Origin of the sequence: Caulobacter sp. UNC358MFTsu5.1 (assembly GCF_000712075.1) — a bacterium.
Lineage (GTDB): Bacteria > Pseudomonadota > Alphaproteobacteria > Caulobacterales > Caulobacteraceae > Caulobacter.
Genome location: NZ_JONW01000011.1, coordinates 86,134 through 109,573 on the forward strand (window position 1 = coordinate 86,134; position 23,440 = coordinate 109,573).

Here is a 23,440-nt window from a genome sequence, read left to right on the forward strand (position 1 = left end):
CCAGTCCGCTGTCATCCCGGACAGCCTCTGCGAGGCTTCCGGGATGACAGCGGATTGGAAGCGCCGGGCCCTGTCGACCGCAATGCTGAAATGGATTGAAGCCTGATGCGCCGCCTGAAACTCACCCCGCGTCCCGACTGGCAGGCCAAGGCCGACGCGGTCGGGTTCGTCTATCACCACACCGAGGGCCAGGCGTACTGGGACGAAAGCGTCGCCTACGCCTTCACCCTGGACCAGGTGGAGCAGGACCTGGAGCCGGCCGCGGCCGAGCTCCACGACCTGTGCCTGGACCTGGTGGACGAGGTCGCCGGCAGCCAGGAGCTGATGGAGCGGCTGGCGATCCCGGAGGCGCATCGCGACCTGGTGGCCGGCTCCTGGCGCGCCAAGCAGCCCTCGCTCTACGGCCGGTTCGACTTCGGCTACGACGGCAAGGCCAAGCCCAAGCTCTACGAGTACAACGCCGACACCCCGACCAGCGTGTTCGAGGCGGCCACCTTCCAGTGGCTGTGGCTGGAGGAGCTGATCGCGAACGGGACGTTCCCAGCCAACGCCGACCAGTTCAACAGCCTGTTCGAGGCGTTGCGCGACCGGTTCAAACTCCTTTTTCCGAAGGGGGGCTTCGTCCACTTCGCCAGCGACGAGGACGCCGTCGAGGACCGCCAGACCGTGCGGTTCCTCGAGGACCTAGCCCTGCAGTCGGGCGTCGAGCCCAAGTTCGTGGCCATGGACAACATCGGCCTCAACGAAGAGGGCCAGTTCGTCGATCTGGAGGGCTTCGTCCTGCAGGCGGCGTTCAAGCTGTATCCCTGGGAGTTCATGCTGCGCGAGCCCTACGCCGCGCATCTGGAGACCGCCCAGGTGCGCTGGATCGAGCCGCCGTGGAAGGCGATCCTGTCGAACAAGGGCGTCCTGCCGCTGCTGTGGGAACGCCATCGCGGCCACCCCAACCTGCTGGAGGCCTATTTCGAGGGCGACCCGGCAGCCGGCGCCCTGGGCGGACGGTTCGTGCGCAAGCCGTTGTTCTCGCGCGAGGGCGCGAACGTCGAGATCGTCGGCGGCGATGAAGCCGTGCTCGACCAGGGCTACGGCGAGGAGGGCGCGATCGTCCAGGCCTACCACCCGCCGCCGGACTTCGACGGCAAGCGCCCGGTGGTCGGGGCGTGGATGGTCGGCAACGAGCCGGCGGGCATCGGCATCCGCGAGGACGACAGCGTGGTGACCAAGAACCTGGCCCGGTTCGTGCCGCACGTGATCGAGGGGTAGGCTCGCCGACCACCCGTGGCGAGCCGCTCCACCTTTTGGTGCGAACAAACTTTGGGTTGTGTATTCTCTGGCCTTTGATGAGAGGAGAAGACCCATGCCGGACGCACCTCCAGGCCTCGAGCCCATCGCCGCCGTCGGCCAACGCCGCACGAACACCGCGAACCCCTTTCCCGGCCGGCCTCCCCAGGCGGAAGACGAGCGCTGGGAGTGGAACACCGACGCGGCGGCGGCCGAGGCGAAACGGCGCTTCGACCTGGCCGCCAAGGGCCGCGGCGAACAGCTGGGGCACCGGGAGCAGTCGGCGGTCCTCTACAAGTCCGGCGACGGCGTCGCCGTCGGCGCCCTGGGAACCGGCGCCATCGGGACCGGTTCCGCGCCGTACAACTTCACGGGCATCGCCACGAAGGACGTCATCGGCATCATCCACAACCACCCCGGCGGAACGCTGATCCCGTCCGCGGCTGACTGGAACGCGGTCTATGACCGGTTGGGGGCCGATATCACCGCGGCGGGGGGAGATGGGTCCAGGTTGTTGATGTACATCATCGGCGCCACCTATCCGCCGGAGGGCCCGAAGCCGACCTGGGTCATCTTCGTCTATGATCATCGCAATCGGACCGAAACCGTGCACGGACCCGAAGTGAACCCCGCGGGACAGCCTTGCTGAGACCCCTGGCCTTCGTGGGCGTCGCGATGCTCGCGGCCCTGGTCTGCGGCTCGCCCTGCGGGGCCGCCGACGGCGTCTTCGAGCGCGAGGCCGCCAAGGCCCGCGGCGAGAGGCTCGAGGGCCTGGGGCCGACGGCGGGCTTCACCCGGCTCCACAGCCTGACCGGGGCGTGGAGCGTGGTGTCCGTCTACATCCAGCGCCCCCAGTCGCCGCGCGGCCGCTGGGTGGCCAGGCGGGTCGCCAGCGGCGCGGAAGGCCCCGCCTGGACCGACGCGGCCAGCTGTCCGGACCTGGTGACCAGCCTGGCGCTCCTGGAGCGCCTGGCCCCGCAGCGGATCGAGGTCCTGGGCCTGTCGCCCTATGCGCCGCCGCGCGCCTACACGGCCGACGGTACGCTGCAGACCGTCTGGAGCCTGGACGGCGCCCAGCCGGACGGCGCGCCGATCACCGTCGAGTGGTCGTCCAATTCGGGAGACCTGGCGCGATGGGGCGAGGCGACCGAGGCGCGGCTGGCCAAGTGCTGGAAGCCGGAGCCCAAGCGCTAGGCCGGCCTCACGTTTCCGCCGCGAAGGCGAAGACGTCCTTGGCGGGGATCAGGACCGTGAGGCCCTGCTGGTCCGAGGCCTGGACCAGGCCCAGCAGGCGTCCGGCGCTGTCGACCGCCGGCGCGCCGCTCATGCCGGGGGCGGCGTTCACGCGGACGATGACGCCGGCGTACGAAGCCCCGCCGTCGCCCCCCAGGACACCGGTCTCGGCGAAGCGTCCGACCTCCAGGACCGGATCGCTTTCATAGCCGTTCCTGGGATCGACCCAGACCACCACCACGCGCTCCCCGAACGCCGCGTCCGACGGCGTGCGGTCCAGCGGCGGCAAGGCCAGCGCCTCGTCGATCCGCAGCAGGCCCAGATCCAGGACGCCGTCCCGCCGCACCAGCTTGGCGGGCGCGGTCGCGCCTTGCCGCAGGCCGATCCGGAAGGACGCGCCCTTGACGCCCTTCGCGGCGTCCAGGACGTGCCCAGCCGTCACCACCAGCCCCTCGGCGTCGACCACCAGGCCGTTGGCCATGCCGATGAGTTCGCCCTTCTTGGTGAGCGTTTCCACCGTCACGACCCGGCCGCTCAGGTCGCGGAGGATGTCCTGCAGGGCGAGGACCGCGCGTTCGGCCTGGGCGGCCGGAGCGGTCGCCGCGATCGTGGTCAGGGCGCTGGTCGCGCCGGGCCCCTTGAAGGCTTCGGCCAGGTCGATCGCCACCTTGGAATTGCCGAGCGTCGAGATCGCGATCAGCGCGGCCTTGCGCCTTTGCTCGTCGGTCGAGGCCAGGTGTTCGATGAACTTCTCGACCGTCTGGGCCTCGGCGAACTGGATCTCGCGGTCCTTGCGCCCTTCCTCCGCCGCCTTGCGCGCTTCCTCGGCCGCCGTCTGACGGCGGTTGTAGATATGGGTCGCATAGAAGCCGATGCCGGCCACCACGACGCCGGAGATCAGCCCGGAGAGCGCGGTCAGCTTGTCCCAGACGTCCTTGTCGGGCTTGAGCAGCTTGGCCTTGATGGCGTCGATCTGGGCCTGGAGCGCTTCCGGCGTGGGCGGTGGGGTCGCGGCCAGGGCCGCCGGGGCGACCGACAGCAGCAGGCCCGCCGCGGCCAGGGCCGCGACGCTGAGGCGAGAGGACGAGGCGCGTGTCTTGTCCAGGGATCAACCCTCCCGGCGACGGGCCTGGCGCCATGCTAGGACGTGCGGCGGCCAAATTGCAATGCAGGGTCGCGCGGGGCCTTCCCGCCGTGGACCCGCGAGGCCTTCCCGCCCTAGTCTCCCGCCCATGACCCTTCGCGCCATTCCCTACGGCCTGATCGTCCTGCGCGTCATGGCCGGGCTGGCGATCCTCGTCCTGGCCCTGGCGGTCGGCCTTCCGGCCCGCTGGGCCTGCGCCGTGCTGTTGGCCGTCGGCGTCCTGTCCGACATCTTCGACGGGGTGATCGCCCGGCGGCTGGATTGCGTCACCGATCGCCTTCGCACCTTCGACAGCCGCGCGGACGTGGTTTTCTGGCTGTGCGCGACCGCCGCCGTCCTGGTCCTGCACCCGGGCCTGGTCGCGACGCTCTGGCCGCCGGTCGCGGTGCTGGCGGTGATGGAGCTGACGGGACATGCGATCAGTTTCGCCCGCTTCGGCAAGGAGGCCTCGCCGCACCACCTGCTGTCGAAGCTGTTCGGCCTGGCCCTGTGGGGGCTGCTCACCCAGCTTCTGGTCGCGGGGACAGGCGGCTGGGTGCTGCCGGCCGCCTTCGCGGTGGGCGTCGCCTCCCAGCTGGAGGCCTGGGCGATCATGCTGATCCTGCCCGCCTGGCGATGCGACGTTCGCGGAGCGGGGCAGGCGCTGGCCCTGCGCCGCGCGGCCTCGGCGGCCTGAAAATCTCCACCGACCCTGTCGATCCGTCCGGGGCTGGTTCGTCGTCCTCAATAGCGACACAGTCCGGCGGCGACGGCGCCCCCGGTTCGCTCCAGCGAGGAAACCCCGATGCGTTACATGTGCCTGATCGTCACCAAGCCCCCAGGCCCGCCGGAGGCCACGCCCGAACTGGTCGAGGCGATGAACACCCTGGCCAACCGCGAGATCCAGGCCGGCCGCATGCTGGGCGGCGGCGGTCTGCTGCCGATCGACGCCGGGGCGCGCGTCTCCCTGTCGGCCGACGGCAAGTTCACCGTGCTGGACGGCCCGATGGTCGAGGCCAAGGAGGTGATCGGCGGCTATGCGATGTTCGAATTCGCCAGCAAGGAGGAGGCGGTCGCCTCGGCGGTCGAGTTCCTCCAGCTGCACAAAGACCACCAGCCGGGCTGGGAAGGGACGTGCGAGATCCGCCCGATGATCGAGCATTGACCCCGGTCCGGGCCCCATTCCTTGGCAAGCGCCGCCGGCGTCCGTGAGCGACGCCGACGCCCATCGCGCCGTCCTCGCCGTCTGGCGGGTCGAGCACCCCAGGCTGATCACCAGCCTGGCGAGGATGCTGCGCGACGTGCCCCTGGCCGAGGAGCTGACCCAGGACGCCCTGGTGGCCGCGCTCGAGACGTGGCCGACCAGCGGCGTGCCCGAGCGCCCCGGCGCCTGGCTGATGGCCACGGCCAAGCGGCGGGCCCTGGACCGTCTGCGGCGCGGCCCCATGCTGGAGCGCAAGCACGGCATGGTGGCCCGCGAGCTGGAGCACGAGCAGCAGGCCGCGCCCGATCTCGACTCCGCCCTGGACGACGACATCGGCGACGAGATGCTGCGCCTGGTCTTCACCGCCTGCCACCCGCTGCTGTCGCGCGAGGCGCGGGCGGCCCTGGCCCTGCGGATGGTCTGCGGCCTGACGACCGACGAGATCGCCCGCGCCTTCCTGCTGACCGAGAGCGCGGTCGCCCAGCGCATCGTGCGGGCCAAGCGCACCCTGTCGGAGTCCGGCCTGGCCTACGAGACCCCGCGCGGGCCGGAACGCGCGGCGCGCCTGGCCTCGGTGCTGGAGGTCGTCTACCTGATCTTCAACGAGGGCTACACGGCCACGCGGGGCCAGGACTGGCAGCGGCCGCAGCTGTGCAACGAGGCCCTGCGGCTGGGGCGGGTGCTGACCGCCGTCGCGCCGGACGAGCCCGAGGTCCACGGCCTGCTGGCCCTGATGGAGTTGAACGCCTCGCGCACGGCGGCGCGGACCGACGCCGGGGGCGAGCCGGTGCTGATGCTGGACCAGGACCGCAGCCTCTGGGACCTGCTGCAGATCCGGCAAGGGCTGAAGGCGCTGAAGCGGGCCCAGGACCTGGGCGGGGCCGGCGGCTTCTACGCCCTGCAGGCGGCGATCATCGCCTGCCACGCCCAGGCGCCCACGGCGGCCGACACCGACTGGCTGCGCATCGCCGCCCTCTACGCCGAGCTGACCCGGGTGGCGCCGTCGCCGGTGGTGCAGCTGAACCGCGCCGTGGCGGTGGGCATGGCGCAGGGGCCTGCGGAGGGTCTGGCGATCGTCGAGGCCCTGGCCGACGAGCCGGCGCTGAAGGCCTACCACCTGCTGCCCGCCGTTCGGGGCGACCTGCTGCTGAAGCTGGGACGGTTCGAGGAGGCCCGCGCGGCGTTCGAGGCCGCCGCCGAGCTGGCGGGGAACGGGCGGGAGAAGGCGCTGCTGCTGCGGCGGGCGGAAGAGGCCGCGCGCCGCTGACGATCGCTGACGGGGACATGCACTCATTCCGCTGCGCCTGCCGGCTTCGCGCCGAGGTCGGAGTGAGTGCGTGTCCCCCAAGTCGGCCGTGGACTTGCCGGACACGCAAGGGGCGAAGGTGGGGACACGCACTCACCCTGATCGCCCTGGCAGGATTTCAGACGCCTTGCCGTGAGAGCATGTCCCCGGCGCGGGGATCGAGCCGCGTCTATCCCCGCTAGCGGCGAGGAAAACGCCAGCAACGTCAACGCCCTGAAGAAAAAGCAGCTTCACCGACGCGCCAGCATTCAAACCGCCCGCATACTGAACCGGTCACCATCACGGGGAGGGCTCTTGGTACCGGCCCAAGCAGGCGATGGGGATGGAACCGAGCGGGGCCGCTTGCCTTGGCTGGGGGGAGGTCTTGGGCGGCGGGGCTCAGAAGGTCCCAAGGCGCAAGACGAACCTCGGCGAAGACCGGTGGGTCGACGGGGCCGGGAAGTTCAAACCGGCCCGTTCCAGGATCAGTCGGAGTCGCCGACGGCCCCTTCCGGGCGACCTGATCCTGCCCGCCCGAGGGGGAACGTCGACCGGGATGAAACAGGCCCTCAGTCGCCGTCCCTTGAGAAGAACGGTTCCGCGGAGCGGTCGAGCCAAGCCGAAACGCAAACACAACCTCACGGTCTCCGGGCGAAGCCCGGTCCGCTCCGCGCCTCCCCAGAAGCTCGTCGCGAAAGCCCGAGGTCGAGGACCCGTGTCCGCCTCCCCAACCCTTGCCCGTAACGCCGGTTTGCCTCACTGGTTAGGGAATGAGTCAACCGGTCACGATCGAACTGGGCGAGGGGGGCGCGCACGACGCCCGGGCGCTGCGCCACGCTTTCGGATGCTTCACCACGGGGGTGACCGTGGTCACCACGGTCTGCGAGGACGGCCGCCGGGTGGGGCTGACCGCCAATTCCTTCACCTCGGTGTCGCTGGACCCGCCGCTGGCCCTGGTCTGCGTCGACCTCAATTCGCGCAGCCTGGCGATCCTGGACGCGGCCGAGCGGTTCACGGTCAACGTGCTGCACGCCGACCAGCAGGCCATGGCCCGCCAGTTCGTGCAGAAGGACGGTGACCGTTTCGCGGGCATCGACACCGAGACCTGGGGCACGGGCGTCCCGATCCTGCCCGACTGCATGGCCAATTTCGAATGCGTGACCCATCAGGTCTTCGACGCCGGCGACCACCGGGTCTATGTCGGGCGGGTGGTGAAGCTGCGCTATGACCCGGACCACGAGCCGCTGGTCTATCTGCAGGGCCGGTTCCGCCGCGTGCACGTGGAGGAATAGCCGCCCTCATCACGATTTGTGGTGGGGAGAATTTGCGCGATACGGCCCGGTCGCAGGGTGCTAATGACGCGCAAAACAAGATCTAGGGAGCGTATCATGCGGACCATCAGCCATTTCGTGAACGGACAAGCCCTCGAGGGAACGTCCGGCCGCTTCGGCGATGTGTTCAATCCGAACACCGGCGAGATCCAGGCTCGCGTGGCCCTGGCCACCGACGCCGAGCTGGACGCCGCCGTCCAGGCCGCCGCCAAGGCGCAGATCGGCTGGGCCGCCACCAACCCGCAGCGCCGCGCCCGGGTGATGTTCGAGTTCAAGCGCTTGATCGAGCGCGACATGAACGCCCTGGCCGAGATCCTGTCGTCCGAGCACGGCAAGGTGATCGCCGACTCCAAGGGCGACATCCAGCGCGGCCTGGAGGTGATCGAGTTCGCCTGCGGCATCCCCCACATCCTCAAGGGCGAGTACACCGAGGGCGCGGGCCCCGGCATCGACGTCTATTCGATGCGCCAGCCGCTGGGCGTCTGCGCGGGCATCACCCCGTTCAACTTCCCGGCCATGATCCCGATGTGGATGTTCGGCATCAGCATCGCCGTGGGCAACAGCTTCATCCTCAAGCCGTCGGAGAAGGACCCGACCGTGCCGGTCAAGCTGGCCGAGCTGATGATGGAGGCGGGCGCCCCCGCCGGGGTGCTGAACGTCGTGCACGGCGACAAGACCGCCGTCGACGCCATCCTGACCCATCCGGATATCAAGGCCGTCAGCTTCGTCGGCTCGTCCGACATCGCCCACTATGTCTACCAGACCGGCACGGCGCACGGGAAACGCGTCCAGGCCATGGGCGGGGCCAAGAACCACGGCATCGTCCTGCCCGACGCCGACCTGGACCAGGTGGTCAAGGACCTGTCGGGCGCGGCCTTCGGCTCGGCCGGCGAGCGCTGCATGGCCCTGCCGGTGGTCGTTCCCGTCGGCAAGAAGACCGGCGACGAGCTGCGCGAGCGGATGGTCGCCGAGATCGAGACCCTGAAGGTCGGCATCTCCACCGACGCCGCCGCCCACTACGGTCCCGTGGTCAGCGCCGCCCACCGCGCCAAGATCGCGGACTACATCAAGATCGGCGTCGAGGAAGGCGCCGAACTGGTGGTCGACGGCCGCGACTTCGCCCTGCAGGGCTTCGAGAAGGGCTTCTTCATCGGCCCGTCGATGTTCGACGGCGTCAAGAAGGGCATGAAGACCTACCAGGAGGAGATCTTCGGCCCGGTGCTGCAGATCGTGCGCGCCGAGAGCTTCGAGGAGGCCCTGGCCCTGCCGTCCGAGCACCAGTACGGCAACGGCGTGGCGATCTTCACCCGCAACGGCCGGGCGGCGCGCGAGTTCGCCGCGCGGGTCAATGTCGGCATGGTCGGCATCAATGTGCCGATCCCGGTGCCGGTGGCCTACCACACCTTCGGCGGCTGGAAGCGCAGCGCGTTCGGCGACACCAACCAGCACGGCGTCGAGGGCGTGAAGTTCTACACCAAGGTCAAGACGATCACCGCGCGGTGGCCGGAGGGGGAGGTCGAGGACAGCGCCTTCGTCATCCCGACGATGAAGTAGCGGAAGAAGCGCCAAAAGGGGGGCGGCGATGCGGGGTTTGGTTCGACGATCGGTGCTGTCCATCGCCGCGGCCGGGCTTGTCGCCCCGGCCGCCTTTGGCCAGACGAAGGCGGAGTGGGCGGCCATCGGCCAGTATGGAGACAAGGCCGCGCCCCTGACCCTGTTCGAGAAGGACGGGGCGCTGCACATCGACGGCGCGGGCTTCAAGTCCGCGCGGCTGACGCCTTTGGGCGGCGACCGCTACGCCGTCGCGGGCGGCGGCGAGCTGATCCTCGAGAAGGGCGGGCTGCGCCTGGACGGCAAGGCCCTGGCCTTCCACGACTTCGGCGCCGAGACGCGCGAGCGGATCCACCAGGCCGTCCGCGCCGATCCGGCGGCCCTGCGCCGACGGGCCCTGGCCGCCACGCCGCCGGTCGAGACGGGCGAGCGCCTGCCGTCCGACCTGGTCGACGTCACGACCGTCGATCCGGGGATCAAGCTCGACATCTGGTATGCCGGTTCGGACAACTTCATGGGCATCCCGCTCTACGAGCGCCCGGCCGCCTATATGCAGCGCCCGGCGGCCCAGGCCCTGGGCCGCGCCCACAAGGCGCTGGCGGCCAAGGGCTACGGCCTGCTGATCCACGACGCCTACCGGCCATGGTACGTCACCTGGATGTTCTGGGAGGCCACCCCGCCGGAAGACCACGTCTTCGTCGCCGACCCGGCCGAGGGCTCGCGGCACAACCGCGGCTGCGCGGTGGACCTGACGCTGTACGACCTGAAGACCGGCGAGGCCGTCGAGATGCCGGGCCGCTACGACGAGTTCTCGACCCGGTCCTACGCCGACTTCGTGGGCGGCACGACGGCGCAGCGGGCGCGCCGGGCCGTCCTGCGCCAGGCGATGGGGGCCGAGGGGTTCAGCGTCTATCCCGAGGAGTGGTGGCACTTCGACTTCAACGACTGGCGCCGCTATCCGATCGGGACCAAGACCTTCACCGAGCTGGCCGCGGCGAAATAAGGCCCATCAGTTTCAGGGCGTCGGTGGTGGCCGCGCCGAACTGGGTGTTGTCGAAGACGCACCAGGCCTGGGCCGCGTCGGCCTCGCCGGCGATCCGCGCGGCCAGGGGCTCCAGCCGTCCGTCATCGTAGGACGTCGCATACATCGCGGGCGAGCCGTGCAGGCGGCGATAGGTCAGGCCGCGCCAACCCCCGGGCTCGGCGGCGACGGGGACCACGGCCGGATCGGCGGCGACCCGGGCGATCTCGAAGGCCCGCAGCAACGCCTCGGCGGGGGCGTCGAACCAGGTGGCATGGCGGGGCTCCAGCACCGTCGCGGCCTTGGTCGCTTTGCGCCAGTTCGTGAGGAAGGGCTCCACGATCCGGGCGTCGAACCTCAGGCTGGGCGGCAGCTGGATCAGCAGCGGCCCCTGCTTCTCGCCCAGCCCGCCGCATTCGTCGAGGAACCGCGCCAAGGGCTCGGCGCAATCGACCAGCTTCCGCTCGTGGGTGACCGTGCGGATGACCTTCACCGCGAACCGGAACCCGGCCGGCGTCGAGGCCGCCCAGCGCTCGTAGGTCTTGCGCTGGTGGGGGCGGTAGAAGGACGAGTTGATCTCGACCGCGTCGAACACCGCCGCGTAGCGTTCCAGGCCTGTGCCCTCGACCGGGAAGACGTCGAGGTCACGGGGCGCGCTCCAGCCGGCCGTGCCGATGCGGATGTCCTGAGGCATGGGTGGGGAGCGTGCGGGAAAGGCGGAGGTTCACCGGAAACCCTCTCCCTCTGGAAGAGGGTTCTACGACCTAGGCCGCCACGCCAGGATATCGGCGCTGCGCTCCACCCCGACCCTCGGGCAGGTGGCCTTCAGCGCGCAGGCCCCGCAGCGCGGCGCGTGATGCGAACACAGCAGCTGGCCCAGGCCCTTCATCAGCCAGTGTAGCTCGTACAGGTCCTCGGCCGTCCAGCTGTCGGGGACCATGTCCATCAGGGCGCGGTAGGCGTGGGCGGTGTCGTAGCCGGCGGGGATCAGGCCCAGACGCGTGGCCACACGGTGGACGTGGGTGTCGACCACCAGGGCCCGCATGTTCAGGGGGCTGAAGTTCAGCACCGAGGCGGCGACCTTGACCCCGACGCCCGGCAGCCCCTGCAGCCACCAGCGGGCGCTGTCCAGCTCCAGCTCGGCCAGGTGGTCCAGCGACAGCTTCCAACCGCTGCGCACCTGGATCAGCCGCAGGGCGTGGGGCAGGTGGCGGGCCTTCTCGTCCGGGAAGGTGACGTCCTTGATCAGCGCCTGGACCTCGGCGTCGGGCGTCTCGGCCAGTTCCTCCCAGGTGGCGAAGCGTTCCTTGAGGCGGTGGTAGACGGCCCAGGACACGGCGTCCTTGGTCCGGCCGCTGATCGACGACTTGACCAGCTGCGACACCGGGTCGAGCCGCCGGGTGGGCCGCTGGGGCCCGAAGGTCTTGATCAGCCCGTCGCGCATGGCCTCCAGGGGCGAGGTCGACAGGTCGAGGGACAGTTGCATGGCGATTCTCGCGACGGAACGTAACGAGAACATAGTGAATGCGAAGCGGCTTGTCGAGTTATCCCCAGCCTGTGCTCAGAGCCAGCGGCGCCGGCGCCCCCAGGCCACGGTGATCCGCCGGCGCAGGCGCGTCAGCGCCACGCGCATCGGCGTCGGGGCTGGGGCGGGGGCCGGGCGCTCGTCGGCCGGCAGCTCGACCTTGGCGAAGCGGGCGATCAGGTCGCGCAGCTCCGGCTCCTGCACCGCCAGGGCCGCCTCGACGGGCGACATCCATTTCAGGGTCCTCTGGCCCTTCTCGGGCCAGATCGCGTGCTCGCCGGTGACCTCCAGCGGATAGACGTCGACCGTCACCGGGCGGGCGGCGCCGCTCTTGAGGCGCTTGAGATAGGGATATTCGCCGATAGGCTCGGCCTCGATCCGGCCGTCGAGGCCCGCCTCCTCGTAGGCTTCCTGGGCGGCGGCCTGGGCGTTGGTCTTGCCCTTCATGGGCCAGCCCTTGGGGATCACCCAGCGGCGGGTCTCGCGGGAGGACACCAGCAGGACCTGCAGGCCGGCGATCGCGTCCACGCGCCAGGGCAGGGCGGCGACCTGGCGTCGCCGCTGTCCGGACTTGCCCCCCTGCTTCCCGCCCGCCGTGTCGGTCACTTCATCCAGAACCCGAGATAGTAGAACGCCGCCGCGACCAGGCCGGCCGCGGGCAGGGTGACGATCCAGGCGGTCACGATGCTCTTGGCCACGCCCCAACGGACGGCCGAAACCCGACGCGAGGCGCCGACGCCGACAATAGCGCCCGTGATCGTGTGAGTCGTCGAGACCGGAACGCCAAGGTGCGTGAAGAAGAACAACGTAATGGCGCCGCCGGTTTCAGCGCAGAAGCCCTGCATCGGCGTCAGGCGGGTGATTTTGCTGCCCATGGTGTGGACGATGCGCCAGCCGCCGAACAGCGTGCCCAGGGCCATGGCGGTCTGGCACGAGATGACCACCCAGAACGGGATGTGCCCCGGCTGGTCGCTCATGCCGTGGGCGAACAGCAGGGCGGCGATGATGCCCATGGTCTTCTGGGCGTCGTTGCCGCCGTGGCCCAGCGAATAGAGGGCCGCCGAGACGAACTGGGCCTTGCGGAAGACCCGGTCGGCGAAGAACGGCGAGCTCTTCACGAAGGTCCAGGAGACCACCAGCACCAGCAGCAGGGCCAGCAGGAAGCCCAGGGTGGGCGAGACGACGATCGCCGCGGCGGTCTTGCCCAGGCCCGCCCACTGCACCGCGCCCAGGCCGCCGACCTTGGCCACCGAGGCCCCGACCAAGCCGCCGATCAGGGCGTGCGAGCTGGACGAGGGGATGCCGGCCCACCAGGTGATCAGGTTCCAGGCGATGGCGCCCATCAGGGCCCCGAAAATCAGCCGGTCGGTGATGATGTGCGGGTCGATGATCCCGGCCCCCACCATCTTGGCCACGCTGGTGCCGAACACCGCGAAGGCGATGAAGTTGAAGAACGCCGCCCACAGCACCGCCCACTTCGCCGACAGCACGCGCGTCGAGACGATGGTGGCGATCGAGTTGGCCGCGTCGTGCAGGCCGTTCAGGAAGTCGAAGCCCAGGGCCACGACCACCAGCACGACCAGGATGAGGAAGGTCGGGTCCACTAGACCTGCTCGACCACGATGCCGCTGATGCGGTTGGCCACGTCCTCGAAGCGGTCGACCACCTTCTCCAGGTGGCTGTAGATGTCGACGCCGACGATGAAGGTCATCGGGTCGCCGTTGCGGTGGGCCATGAACAGCGCCTTGCGGCCGTGGTCGTACATCTGGTCGGCCTGTTCCTCGATCTGGGTCACGCGGACGGCCAGTTCGGTCAGGCGGTGGGCGTTCTTGCGCATGTCGGGCAGCAGGGCCACGGCCTCGACGGTCAGTTCGGCGGCCTGGACGATGATCGCGGCCATCTCGCGCATCTGCGGCTCGAAGGTCTTGACCTCGAACAGACTGACGACCTTGGCGGTCTTGCGCATCTGGTCGATGGCGTCGTCCAGCGAGGTGGTCAGGTCCTGGATGTCGCTGCGGTCGAACGGGGTGATGAAGCTGCGGCGGATCGCGCCCATCACCTGGCGGGTGATCTCGTCGGCCTCTTCCTCGTGCTGGTAGACGCGGGCGCTGGCGGCCTCGACGCCGTCGCCGCCTTCCATCAGGTCCCGCAGCGCCTTGGCGCCGGCCACCAGGGTGGCGGCGTGCTGCGCGAACAGCTCGAAGAAGCGGTCTTCCTTGGGCATGACGGCCCGGAACAAGCCCAGCATGGTCGCTTCATCCTCTGTTCGAAGCGTGGAATTTGGCGCACGTCCTTGTACGGAACGTCCGGAAGCGCGGAGCGGAACCACGGAAGGCGGCCGCGTTCAAGCTCCACGTGACGGTTTTATGACAGTTTTGTCGGCGACGCGGCCTCTGGTCGCGGCCTCAAGCCTTTGGCACTCTGGCGCCGCACCGGTTCGGGAGTAGCGGCATGTCGAGAAGCTTGAAGGTCAACGGTCAGGTCCACACGGTGGACGCCGAGCCCGACACGCCCCTGCTGTGGGTGCTGCGCGACGTTCTGGGGCTGGTGGGAACCAAGTACGGCTGCGGCGTGGCCCAGTGCGGGGCGTGCACGGTGCACATCGACGGCGTGGCCATGCGCTCGTGCGTCACCTCGCTGGCCCGGGTGGGCGCCAAGGCGGTGACCACCATCGAGGGGATCGGCGCCGACCCGGTCGGGGCCAAGGTCCAGGAAGCCTGGAAGACCATCGACGTGCCGCAGTGCGGCTACTGCCAGGCCGGCCAGATCATGTCGGCCACGGCCCTGCTGGCCGCCGCGCCCAAGCCCACCGACGACGAGATCGACGCGGCCATGAACGGCAACCTCTGCCGCTGCGCCACCTACATCCGCATCCGCAAGGCCATCAAGGCGGCCTCGGGCCAGGTGGAGGCGTGAGCATGGACGCGATCCTGGAAAACCCCTCCCGCCGCCTGTTCCTGAAGACCGGCGCCGCGGCCGGCGGCGGCCTGCTGCTGTCGTTCAGCCTGCCGGGCCTGGTGCGGGCGCAGGGCGAAGCGACCGCCAACCCCTTCAGCGCCTTCGTCCGCATTGCGCCGGACGGCGTGGTGACCATCGCCGCCAAGCGGCCGGAGATCGGGCAGGGGATCAAGACCTCGATGCCGATGCTGATCGCCGAGGAGCTGGACGTCGACTGGTCGGCCGTCCGCATCGAGCAGGCCCCGATCGACGCCAAGGTGTTCGGCGAGCAGTCGGCCGGCGGCAGCACCTCCACGCCCGACGACTGGGAGCCGATGCGCCAGGTCGGGGCCGTGGGCCGGGCCCTGCTGATCCAGGCGGCCGCCCAGCGCTGGAACGTCCCGGCCGCCGGCCTGGCCACCGAGCCGGGCTTCGTGGTCGACAAGGCCGGCAAGCGCCGCGCGTCCTACGGCGAACTGGCCCAGGCCGCGGCCGGCTTGACCCCGCCCGATCCCAAGACCCTGACGCTGAAGGACCCCAAGGCCTACCGGATCATCGGCAAGGCCCAGCCGCAGTCCGACACCCCGGCCATCGTCACGGGCAAGCCGCTGTACGGCATCGACGTGCGCGTGCCGGGCATGCTGTACGCCACCTTCCTCAAAGCCCCGGTGTTCGCCGCCAAGGTGGCCAAGGTCGACCTGGCCCCGGCCAAGGCGGTCAAGGGCGTGCGCCATGTCTTCGTAGTGGACGGCGGAACCGAGCTGGAAGGCCTGCTGGGCGGCGTGGTCGTGGTGGCCGACACCTGGTGGCAGGCGCGCAAGGGCCGCAACGCCCTGGAGGTCACCTGGGCCGACCATCCGACCAGCGGCCAGAGCAGCGCGGGCTTCATCGCCAAGGCCGCCGAACTGCACGGCCAGCCGCCGCACCGCAGCCTCAAGACCGTCGGCGACGTCGACGCCGCCCTGAAGGGCGCGGCCAAGGTGGTCAAGGCCGACTACAGCTACCCGTTCAACGCCCACGCCACCCTGGAGCCGCAGAACTGCACGGCCAGCTTCAAGGACGGCAAGGTCGAGATCTGGGCCCCGGCCCAGAACCCCGAGGACGGCCGCGAGCTGGTGGCCAAGACCCTGGGGATCAAGCCCGACGACATCACGATCCACTTCACCCGCAGCGGCGGCGGCTTCGGCCGGCGGCTGATGAACGACTTCATGGTCGAGGCGGCGTGGATCTCCAAGACGATCGGCGCGCCGGTCAAGCTGCTGTGGACCCGCGAGGACGACATGCAGCACGACTTCTACCGCCCGGCCGGCTACCACCGGCTGACGGCGGGGCTGGACGCCCAGGGCGGGCTGGTCGCCTGGCGCAACCACTTCGTGACCTTCGGCGAGGGGACGAAGTTCGCCCGCGCCGCCAATATCGGCGGCACGCAGTTCCCGTACGGCGCGGTCGACAACTACGCCCAGGACGTGTCGGTCATGCCGCTGGGCGTGCCGACCGGCTGGCTGCGGGCCCCGGGCAACAACGCCTACGGCTTCGTCTACCAGGGCTTCATCGACGAGGTGGCCTACGCCGCCGGCGCCGATCCGGTGGAGTTCCGCCGCAAGCTGCTGGGCGCGCCGCGCCTGATCGGCGAGCCGGGCAAGGGCGACAGCTTCCACACCGGCCGCATGCGCGCCGTGCTCGACAAGGCCGCCGAGGCCTCGGGCTGGGGGCGCAAGACCGACAAGGGCGTCGGCCTAGGCGTGGCCTGCCACTACAGCCACCGGGGCTATGTGGCGGTGGTGATGGAGGTCGCGGTGGCCGACGGCAAGGCGAGCGTCCGCAAGGCCTGGGCGGCGGTCGACGTCGGCAAGCAGATCGTCAACCCGAACGGCGCCGAGCAGCAGGTGCAGGGCTCGGTCATCGACGGGATCGGCGGCGCCCTGGCCCAGGCGATCACCATCGAGAACGGCGCCGTGGCCCAGAGCAACTTCGGCGACTTCCCGATGCTGCGCCTGGCCGACGCGCCGCAGGTCGAGGTGCATTTCGTGCTCAGCGACAACCCGCCGACCGGCCTGGGCGAGCCGGCCCTGCCGCCGTCGCCCGCCGCCCTGGTCAACGCCGTCTTCGCGGCGACCGGCAAGCGCATCCGCACCCTGCCGATCGGCGACCAGCTGGCCTAGGAGACGGGGGCGCGGCATAGCGCCTCACGCTCAAGTTTAAGGCCGGTTCACCACGTCCGGCGGGGCGGTCTTAACCTTATTGCGCGACCATGGTCTTCGAACGGGGATCATCGCGTCATGGGGCAGCACGTCGAAACCTTGGTGATCGGGGCCGGGCCGGCCGGCCTGACCGCCGCCTATGTCCTGGCCAAGGCGGGGCGCGACGTCGCCGTCCTGGAGATGGACCCGCGCGAGGTCGGCGGCTCCAGCCGCACGATCGAGCATCACGGTTTCCGGATCGACCTGGGCGGCGGGGCCTACGCCTCGGCCTCCACGCGGGTGCTGGAGCTGTGGTCCGAGCTGCTGCCGGACGGCTTCGTCGAGCGGCCGCGTGCGGCGCGCATCTATCACCGCGAACGCTTCTACGCCTATCCGCTGAAGACCCTGGAAGCCCTGGCGCATCTGGGTCTGCGCGGCGGGGCGGCCTGCCTGGCCTCGTTCGGCCTGGCCAAGATCCGCCCGATCAAGTCGCCCCGGACCTTCGCCGACGAGATCCGCAACCGCGTCGGCGCGCGGCTGTCGACCATGCTGTTCCGGCCCTTCGCCGAGAAGGTGTCGGGCCTGATCAGCGACCAGATGCCGGCCGGCGGCGGCGCGGCCGCCAAGCCGACGCCCAGCCTGCGCTATCCGCGCGACGGCGCCGGGGCGGTGTGGCGGGCCTGCGCCGGGAAGATCGCGGCCCTGGGCGGCGAGGTGGCCCTGGGCCGCCGCGTGGAGACCCTGAAATTCGACGCCGTCGCCAAGCTGTGGACGGTGACGGTCCTGCGCGAGGACGGCGCCCACGAGGTCCGCACCGCCGACCACGTGGTCTCGACCGCCCCGCTGCGCGAGCTGATGGGCATGCTGCGGCCGACGCCGATCAGCCTGTTCCACGCCGGCGAGCTGATGTACCGCGACCAGATCACGGTGGCCCTGGTGGGCCGCACGCGCCAGCCGCTGCGCGAGACCGCCATCGACGTCCACGACACCGACCTGCAGGTCGGCCGGGTGCAGAACTACCGCGCCTGGTCGCCAGCCATGGCGCCGGAAGGCGAAGCGGCCAGCTGCCTGGGCCTGGAGTACTTCTGCTTCGAGGGCGACGGCCTGTGGACGGCCAGCGACGCCGACCTGGTGGCCCTGGCCTGGCGCGAGGCCGCGGTGATGGGGCTGATGGACCCGACCGCCGTCCGCGACGCCCGCGTGATCCGCCAGCGCAAGGTTCTGCCGATCGAGGACGAGGACTGCGCCGAGCACCGGGCCATGATCCGCCTGGACCTGAAGATGCAGTTCCCCAGCCTGCACCTGGCGGGCCGCAACGGCCTGCACCGCGACGGCGAGCGCGACCACGCCACGCTGAGCGGCCTGCTGACCGCCGAGAACATCCTGGCGGGCGAAGCGGCGCACGACGTCTGGGCCGTCTCCAGCGCGCCCAGCCGCAAGGCCGCTTAGAAGCGTCAGCCGGCCAGGCGTTCGCGGCGGGCCGCGTCCGCCGACGGGCTGGCGACGCGAAGCGCCCGGGGCTCGCGCAGCGAGCGCGCCGACCAGCACAGCAGGTGGGTGAAGGCGTCGGCCAGACCGATCACGGCGATCACGGTCACCAGGCCCGACGTCAGCAGAATGGCGATCATCGACATCACGGTCTTCCCATCGACGGGGATTTGTCGGAGTTTTCCGATCAACCGTCGAATCGGGTGATCGGTTCCCAGAAGGCGTCTCGACGGGATCTTGGAGCGGGCCGTTTTCGGCCTCGACGCTTGACAACGTTGTCACCGTTGGGGTGGATGGCGCGTCCCGCAACGTCGGACAGGGAGTGAAACAAAAATGGCAGGTATGGGTGCGGCGCGGGCTCCGGTTTCCGGAGCGGCGCCCAAGTCGGGGCAGGGGGTGGCGTTGGCCATCGTCTACGTCACCGCGCTATTCTTCATCTGGGCACTGGTCACCAACCTCCTGGATCCGCTGCTGAAGACCATGAAGACGGTCTTCACGCTGTCGCCCGTTGAAGCCAGCCTGACCGGCTTCGCCTTCTTCATCGCCTACGGGATCATGTCGCTGCCTTCGGCGGCGTTCCTCTCCAAGCTGGGCTACGCCAAGTCTGTGATGGTGGGCCTGGGCGGCATCGTCGCCGGCTGCTTCATCGCCATCGCGGCGGCCAAGCTGCACGTCTTCGGCGTCTTCCTGGTGGGCCTGTTCGTGATGGCCTCGGGCGTCACCCTGCTGCAGGTGGCGGCCAACCCGCTGATCGCCTCGATGGGCAAGCCCGAGGAGTCCTCGTTCCGGCTGAACCTGTCGCAGGCCTTCAACTCGCTGGGCGCGGCCTGCGGCCTGTGGTTCGGCGCGAACTTCCTGCTCAAGGGCGACATCTTCAAGAAGGACATCGTGATCACCCAGGCCCTGCGCGAGCAGGCCCTCGGCTTCGTCTCGAACGTCTACTTCGCCATCGGCGTGGGCCTGGCCCTGTTCATCCTGCTGATCTTCCTGGTCCGCCAGCGGATCACCGACGCCGCGCCGAAGACCGGCCACCTGGTCAACCCCTTCACCGCCCTGACCTCCAAGTGGGCGAACCTGGGCGCGATCGGCATCTTCCTCTATGTCGGCGCCGAGGTGGCGATCTCGCTGCACCTTCTGCTGTTCCTGGAACAGACCCGCATCCTGGACATCCCGTCGGAACAGGCCGGCAAGCTGACGACGTTCTACATGGTCTTCGCCATGATCGGCCGTTTCGGCGGCTCGGCCCTGCTGCGGAAGATCAAGGACTACTCCCTGCTGGCCTTCGTGGCCGTGGGCGCCATCGCCCTGACCCTTGTGGTCATCCTGACCAAGGACATGACCCCGACCGCTCACGCCGGCACGGTGAACCTGCTGCTGGCCTCGGCGCCGGTGACCAGCGGCCTGATCCCGGCCTTCGCGGCCCTGCTGATCGGCCTGTTCAACTCGATCATGTTCCCGACGATCTTCACCCTGACCCTGCAGCGCTCGTCGGCCCCGACCTCGGCGACGTCGGGCCTGCTGTGCATGGCGATCGTGGGCGGCGCGTTCCTGCCGCTGGCCTTCGCCAAGATCGAGGAGATGACCGGTTCGATCTCGATGGGCTTCATCGCCCCGCTGGTCTGCTACGTCTACGTCCTGTGGTTCGCGTTCGCGGCGCGCGGCGCCAAGGTCCACGAAATCCAGGAAGAGGTCGTCGCGGCCCACTAGGTCCGAACCGACCCCTGGTCGAAGGAGCCCGGGCGTTCTTCGCCCGGGCTTTTTCATGTCGGATCGCCGCTAGTTGAGAGCGGTTCTGAATACTGTTTGTCGAGAAGTCGACGCGTCCCGCAATACTGCACGGTGACCTCCCGCGTTCCGGAACATCTCTGGATGCGAAGTGTTTGTGCTCCGCTGACCAAGGCGATCCAGCCTTCAGGGAGAGACACCATGGCGACCTCCGCCAAGAGCTCATCGACCAAATCCGCCAAGCCCCGCCGCACGCGCCGCACCGGCCGCCGCGATCCGCTGGCCATCACGCTTCTCAAGGCCGATCACCGCGAGGTTGAAGGCTGGTTCGACGAGTACGAGCAGCTGGAAGCGGACAGCGAGAAGCTGGCCCTGTTCAACAAGATCGCCCTGGCCCTCAAGGTACACACCCAGATCGAGGAGGAAATCCTCTATCCGGAGGAGCGCGGCGAGGTCGAGGACGACATGCTGGACGAAGCCTATGTCGAGCACGACGGCGCCAAGAAGCTGATCGCCGAGATCGAGGCGATGAAGCCCGGCGACGAGTATTACGACGCCAAGGTCAAGGTGCTGGGCGAGTACATCAAGCACCACGTTAAGGAAGAGGAACAGCCCGGCGGCATCTTCGCCCAGGCCAAGAAGGGCGACGAAGACCTCGAGGCGATGGGCAAGCGCATGAAGGCCCGCAAGGAAGAACTGATGGCCGAACTGGGCGGCAAACAGCCGAACTGACGTCACGGGGAGGGCCTTAGGGCCTTCCCCGCCTTCGGAGGGGCCCATGGCCGAAGTGCTTGATCCGATCCTGCCGTCGGACATCGACGAACTGACTCGGGCGGTTCTCGAGGCCGCCTGCGCGCGCGGGCTGACCCTGGCCACGGCGGAGAGCTGCACGGGAGGTCTTTTGGCCTCCCTGCTCACCGACGTGCCGGGGTGTTCGCACGCGTTCGAGCGGGGCTTCGTGGTCTATACCGACGACGCCAAGGTCGAGCTGCTGGAGGTGCCGCGATCGTTCCTGCCGCATGGCGGGGCGGTGTCGCAGCCGACAGCGATCGCCATGGCCGAAGGCGCGATCCGGCGATCCAAAGCCGACGTGGCGGTCTCGATCACCGGCTGGGCCGAGGACGTCGGCGACCCCGAGCGGCCGGCGGGCCTGGTGCATTTCGCCTGCGCCCGCCGCGGCGGCTACACCCACCATCGGCAGGTCCGGCTCGGCGACATCGGCCGTGGCCCGCTGCGCATCGAATGCCTGCGCGTGGCGCTCAAGATGCTGGCCCAGGCGGTGGACGTCTAAGGCTTCGCTTTGGAGCACAGACCAAAGAAAAGCGCCTCCGGCTAAGCCGAAGGCGCTGTTTCCAGGTCGGTCGAAAGCGTCAGAGCGCTCGGCGACCGGTGAACGCGTGGTAGATCGCCAGGACGACGACCGCGCCGATCACGGCGACCAGCAGGCTGTAGAGGTTCAGACCGGTGACTCCGGCGGAGCCGAACTGGTTGAACAGGAACCCGCCCACCACGGCGCCGACGATCCCGAGCACCAGGTCCACCACCAAGCTGCCGCCGGTGCGGCTTACGAGCTTGCTGGCGATGAAACCGGCCACGAGGCCGAGCACGATCCACGCAAGAATAGACATGTACGCCTCCTTGGCATCAAAAGGCGTGCGAGCCGCGCGCCGATGCGGAATAAAGGCGTTCGCCAAGACTTTCGTTCCGACACGCCTGCGTGTTCAGGCATGAAAACGTCACGAAGACTTTCGGGCTGTTCGCGCGTTGCTTTCGACCAGCTTCAGCGTTTGGCGATGCGGGCCTGGACGGCGTCGACCAGCTTCTGCGCGGGCGCGCGGCCCAGCAGGATGAAGACGCCCGAGCCGATGATGGCGCCGACGAGGAAGGACAGGCTCATTGGAAATCCCTGGATACTGGAGGCTGCGGCCGACACCTCTTCTAGGGGCCGAGAGGGGGCGTTGACCATGTGACACGCCGACGCCGGGCGCCGTCTTGCGCGAACCTGGTCGATCCAGATGCATTGATCCCGCGTCCATGAATTCTGGTTGGGCGTTTCCACCCGGCGGCGCCAGAACCGGGGGCAAGATGGCCCGCGCGGTTTGATCCCGCCGGGCCTTGTCACGTTATGCTGGAAGGCCCGGACCGGGCCTTCGCGAGGATCCAGATGGCTCAGGTCCAGACTTCTCCTTCGCCGGCGACCCCGAACCCGACCTCCAGGAAGGCCGGCGGCTTCATCGGCGGTTTCGGCGTCCAAGTGCTGGTCGCCATGGTCGTGGGCCTGGGGCTGGGTCTGCTGGCCCGCTCGCTGGGACCGGCCGAGGGCCAGCCCGGCTACGGCCTGGCCGAGACCCTGCATCAGATCGGGTCGATCTTCGTCCAGCTGCTGCGCGTGCTGGTGCCGCCGCTGGTGTTCACGGCCATCGTCGCCAGCATCGCCAATCTGCGCGAGCTGCAGAACGCCGCGCGCCTGGTCTGGCGCACCCTGCTGTGGTTCGCGATCACCGCCTTGATCGCCGTGGCCATCGGCATCGCCCTGGGCCTGGTGCTACGTCCGGGCGAGCACGCGGTGGTCGACCTGGCCGCCGCCCACGCCCCGCGCACGACCGGCTCGTGGCTGGACTTCCTGACGGGCCTGGTCCCCTCCAACATCCTGGGCCTGCAGGCCTCGACCAAGATCACGGACGGCGCGGCCACGACCACGGCCTCGTTCAACGTGCTGCAGATCCTGGTCCTGGCCCTGGTGGCCGGGGTGGCGGCGATCAAGGTCGGGCCGGCGGGCGAGGGCTTCCTGGCCTTCAACGCCTCGGCCCTGGCCGTGGTGCGCAAGGTGCTGTGGTGGGTGATCCGCCTGACGCCGATCGGCACCGTCGGCCTGCTGGGCAACGCCGTGGCCCAGTACGGCTGGACCACCCTGGGCCAGCTGGGCGCCTTCGCCGGCGCGATCTATATCGGCCTGGCCCTGGTGCTGTTCGTGGTCTACCCGACGATCCTGGCGCTGAACGGCCTGAACCCCCTGCGGTTCTTCGCCGGAGCCTGGCCCGCCATCCAGCTAGGCTTCGTCTCGCGCTCGTCGATCGGGACCCTGCCGGTGACCGAGAGCCTGACCGAGACCCGCCTGGGCGTGCCGCGCGCCTACGCCGCCTTCGCCGTGCCGCTGGGCGCGACCACCAAGATGGACGGCTGCGCGGCCATTTATCCGGCCGTGGCGGCGATCTTCATCGCCCAGTTCTACCACCTGCCGCTGCACCTGACCGACTACGGCCTGATCGTCTTCGTCTCGGTGCTGGGCTCGGCGGCGACGGCGGGCCTGACCGGGGCGGTGGTCATGCTGACCCTGACCCTCTCGACCCTCGGCCTGCCCCTGGAAGGCGTGGGCCTGCTGCTGGCCATCGACCCGATCCTCGACATGGGCCGCACGGCCGTGAACGTCGCCGGCCAGGCCCTGGTCCCGACCATCGTCGCCAAGCGCGAGGGCATCCTGGACGAGGCGGTGTTCAACGCTCCGCCGCGCGAGGTGGGGACCGACGAGGCCGTGGCGGCCTAGGGCCCCTTAAGG

The 23,440-nt window shown here is 69.6% G+C and carries 24 protein-coding genes; 16 read left to right on the plus strand and 8 right to left on the minus strand.

Annotation, left to right across the window (positions count from 1 at the left end):
• Positions 1 to 105: 105 nt before the first annotated feature.
• From BR39_RS0121450 to BR39_RS25930, 3 genes are all read left to right on the plus strand, one after another.
• Complete coding sequence (locus tag BR39_RS0121450; protein WP_029916026.1) at positions 106 to 1,263, plus strand: glutathionylspermidine synthase family protein; 1,158 nt, start codon at positions 106 to 108, stop codon at positions 1,261 to 1,263.
• A 94-nt stretch (positions 1,264 to 1,357) separates the two neighbouring features.
• The gene (locus BR39_RS0121455; RefSeq protein ID WP_029916028.1) at positions 1,358 to 1,930 is read left to right on the plus strand and encodes a hypothetical protein; all 573 of its coding nucleotides are present in this window, start codon (positions 1,358 to 1,360) and stop codon (positions 1,928 to 1,930) included.
• A complete protein-coding gene (locus BR39_RS25930) occupies positions 1,924 to 2,475 on the plus strand; it encodes a hypothetical protein (RefSeq protein WP_051696007.1) in 552 nt (183 codons plus the stop codon). Before BR39_RS0121455 ends, BR39_RS25930 begins: the two co-directional genes overlap by 7 nt.
• A 7-nt stretch (positions 2,476 to 2,482) precedes the next feature.
• Here the strand turns inward: BR39_RS25930 and BR39_RS0121465 are convergent, their stop codons facing one another.
• On the minus strand, positions 2,483 to 3,397 hold the full coding sequence (locus BR39_RS0121465; RefSeq protein ID WP_156035863.1) for a serine protease: 915 nt from the start codon (positions 3,395 to 3,397) through the stop codon (positions 2,483 to 2,485).
• Positions 3,398 to 3,746: 349 nt separating this feature from the next.
• Here BR39_RS0121465 and BR39_RS0121470 point away from each other — a divergent pair, with 349 nt between their 5' ends.
• The 6 genes from BR39_RS0121470 (at position 3,747) to BR39_RS0121495 (ending at position 10,011) form a co-directional block, all read left to right on the plus strand.
• A complete protein-coding gene (locus BR39_RS0121470; protein ID WP_029916033.1) occupies positions 3,747 to 4,334 on the plus strand; it encodes a CDP-alcohol phosphatidyltransferase family protein in 588 nt (195 codons plus the stop codon).
• 108 nt (positions 4,335 to 4,442) lie between these two features.
• Positions 4,443 to 4,802, plus strand: a complete 360-nt coding sequence (locus BR39_RS0121475) for a YciI family protein (protein WP_029916034.1) — start codon at positions 4,443 to 4,445, stop codon at positions 4,800 to 4,802.
• 43 nt (positions 4,803 to 4,845) lie between these two features.
• On the plus strand, positions 4,846 to 6,108 hold the full coding sequence (locus tag BR39_RS27390; RefSeq protein ID WP_029916035.1) for an RNA polymerase sigma factor: 1,263 nt from the start codon (positions 4,846 to 4,848) through the stop codon (positions 6,106 to 6,108).
• Positions 6,109 to 6,896: 788 nt separating this feature from the next.
• Positions 6,897 to 7,418 carry a flavin reductase family protein gene (locus tag BR39_RS0121485; protein WP_029916036.1) on the plus strand — a complete coding sequence of 174 codons (522 nt, stop codon included), beginning with the start codon at positions 6,897 to 6,899 and terminating at the stop codon, positions 7,416 to 7,418.
• 96 nt (positions 7,419 to 7,514) lie between these two features.
• On the plus strand, positions 7,515 to 9,011 hold the full coding sequence (locus BR39_RS0121490) for a CoA-acylating methylmalonate-semialdehyde dehydrogenase (RefSeq protein ID WP_029916037.1): 1,497 nt from the start codon (positions 7,515 to 7,517) through the stop codon (positions 9,009 to 9,011).
• Positions 9,012 to 9,039: 28 nt separating this feature from the next.
• Entirely contained in the window at positions 9,040 to 10,011 is a 972-nt protein-coding gene (locus tag BR39_RS0121495) for a M15 family metallopeptidase (protein ID WP_081916946.1), read from the plus strand.
• Here the strand turns inward: BR39_RS0121495 and BR39_RS0121500 are convergent.
• The 5 genes from BR39_RS0121500 to BR39_RS0121520 form a co-directional block, all read right to left on the minus strand.
• Positions 9,986 to 10,723, minus strand: coding sequence for a DUF72 domain-containing protein (locus BR39_RS0121500; RefSeq protein WP_029916040.1), 738 nt, complete (start codon positions 10,721 to 10,723; stop codon positions 9,986 to 9,988). The genes BR39_RS0121495 and BR39_RS0121500 overlap by 26 nt on opposite strands.
• A 63-nt stretch (positions 10,724 to 10,786) precedes the next feature.
• On the minus strand, positions 10,787 to 11,515 hold the full coding sequence (gene nth / locus BR39_RS0121505) for an endonuclease III (RefSeq protein ID WP_029916042.1): 729 nt from the start codon (positions 11,513 to 11,515) through the stop codon (positions 10,787 to 10,789).
• Positions 11,516 to 11,590: 75 nt separating this feature from the next.
• Entirely contained in the window at positions 11,591 to 12,160 is a 570-nt protein-coding gene (locus BR39_RS0121510; RefSeq protein WP_029916044.1) for an NUDIX hydrolase, read from the minus strand.
• Positions 12,157 to 13,158, minus strand: coding sequence for an inorganic phosphate transporter (locus tag BR39_RS0121515; protein WP_029916047.1), 1,002 nt, complete (start codon positions 13,156 to 13,158; stop codon positions 12,157 to 12,159). The genes BR39_RS0121510 and BR39_RS0121515 overlap by 4 nt, the downstream gene beginning before the upstream one ends.
• A complete protein-coding gene (locus BR39_RS0121520) occupies positions 13,158 to 13,802 on the minus strand; it encodes a DUF47 domain-containing protein (protein ID WP_029916049.1) in 645 nt (214 codons plus the stop codon). Before BR39_RS0121520 ends, BR39_RS0121515 begins: the two co-directional genes overlap by 1 nt.
• Before the next feature lie 203 nt (positions 13,803 to 14,005).
• Between BR39_RS0121520 and BR39_RS0121525 the strand changes: the two genes are divergently transcribed.
• The 3 genes from BR39_RS0121525 (at position 14,006) to BR39_RS0121535 (ending at position 18,120) form a co-directional block, all read left to right on the plus strand.
• A complete protein-coding gene (locus BR39_RS0121525) occupies positions 14,006 to 14,470 on the plus strand; it encodes a (2Fe-2S)-binding protein (protein ID WP_029916050.1) in 465 nt (154 codons plus the stop codon).
• Positions 14,471 to 14,472: 2 nt separating this feature from the next.
• On the plus strand, positions 14,473 to 16,653 hold the full coding sequence (locus BR39_RS0121530) for a xanthine dehydrogenase family protein molybdopterin-binding subunit (protein ID WP_029916052.1): 2,181 nt from the start codon (positions 14,473 to 14,475) through the stop codon (positions 16,651 to 16,653).
• A gap of 117 nt (positions 16,654 to 16,770) precedes the next feature.
• Positions 16,771 to 18,120, plus strand: a complete 1,350-nt coding sequence (locus BR39_RS0121535; protein WP_035018850.1) for an FAD-dependent oxidoreductase — start codon at positions 16,771 to 16,773, stop codon at positions 18,118 to 18,120.
• 5 nt (positions 18,121 to 18,125) lie between these two features.
• Here the strand turns inward: BR39_RS0121535 and BR39_RS0121540 are convergent, their stop codons facing one another.
• Complete coding sequence (locus tag BR39_RS0121540) at positions 18,126 to 18,305, minus strand: hypothetical protein (protein WP_029916054.1); 180 nt, start codon at positions 18,303 to 18,305, stop codon at positions 18,126 to 18,128.
• 196 nt (positions 18,306 to 18,501) lie between these two features.
• On the opposite strand from BR39_RS0121540, the gene BR39_RS0121545 reads away from it, so the two are divergent.
• The 3 genes from BR39_RS0121545 to BR39_RS0121555 all read left to right on the plus strand — a co-directional run bounded on the left by BR39_RS0121545 (position 18,502) and on the right by BR39_RS0121555 (position 21,175).
• Positions 18,502 to 19,866, plus strand: coding sequence for a sugar MFS transporter (locus BR39_RS0121545; protein WP_051696011.1), 1,365 nt, complete (start codon positions 18,502 to 18,504; stop codon positions 19,864 to 19,866).
• Positions 19,867 to 20,085: 219 nt separating this feature from the next.
• Positions 20,086 to 20,616, plus strand: a complete 531-nt coding sequence (locus tag BR39_RS0121550) for a hemerythrin domain-containing protein (protein WP_029916056.1) — start codon at positions 20,086 to 20,088, stop codon at positions 20,614 to 20,616.
• Positions 20,617 to 20,662: 46 nt separating this feature from the next.
• Positions 20,663 to 21,175: a CinA family protein gene (locus BR39_RS0121555; protein WP_029916058.1), complete on the plus strand. Its 513-nt coding sequence runs from the start codon at positions 20,663 to 20,665 to the stop codon at positions 21,173 to 21,175.
• Positions 21,176 to 21,254: 79 nt separating this feature from the next.
• On the opposite strand, the gene BR39_RS0121560 is transcribed toward BR39_RS0121555, so the two are convergent.
• Positions 21,255 to 21,512, minus strand: coding sequence for a GlsB/YeaQ/YmgE family stress response membrane protein (locus BR39_RS0121560; protein WP_028040338.1), 258 nt, complete (start codon positions 21,510 to 21,512; stop codon positions 21,255 to 21,257).
• Between the two features lie 536 nt (positions 21,513 to 22,048).
• Between BR39_RS0121560 and BR39_RS0121570 the strand changes: the two genes are divergently transcribed.
• A complete protein-coding gene (locus tag BR39_RS0121570) occupies positions 22,049 to 23,428 on the plus strand; it encodes a dicarboxylate/amino acid:cation symporter (protein ID WP_029916061.1) in 1,380 nt (459 codons plus the stop codon).
• Positions 23,429 to 23,440: the final 12 nt, after the last annotated feature.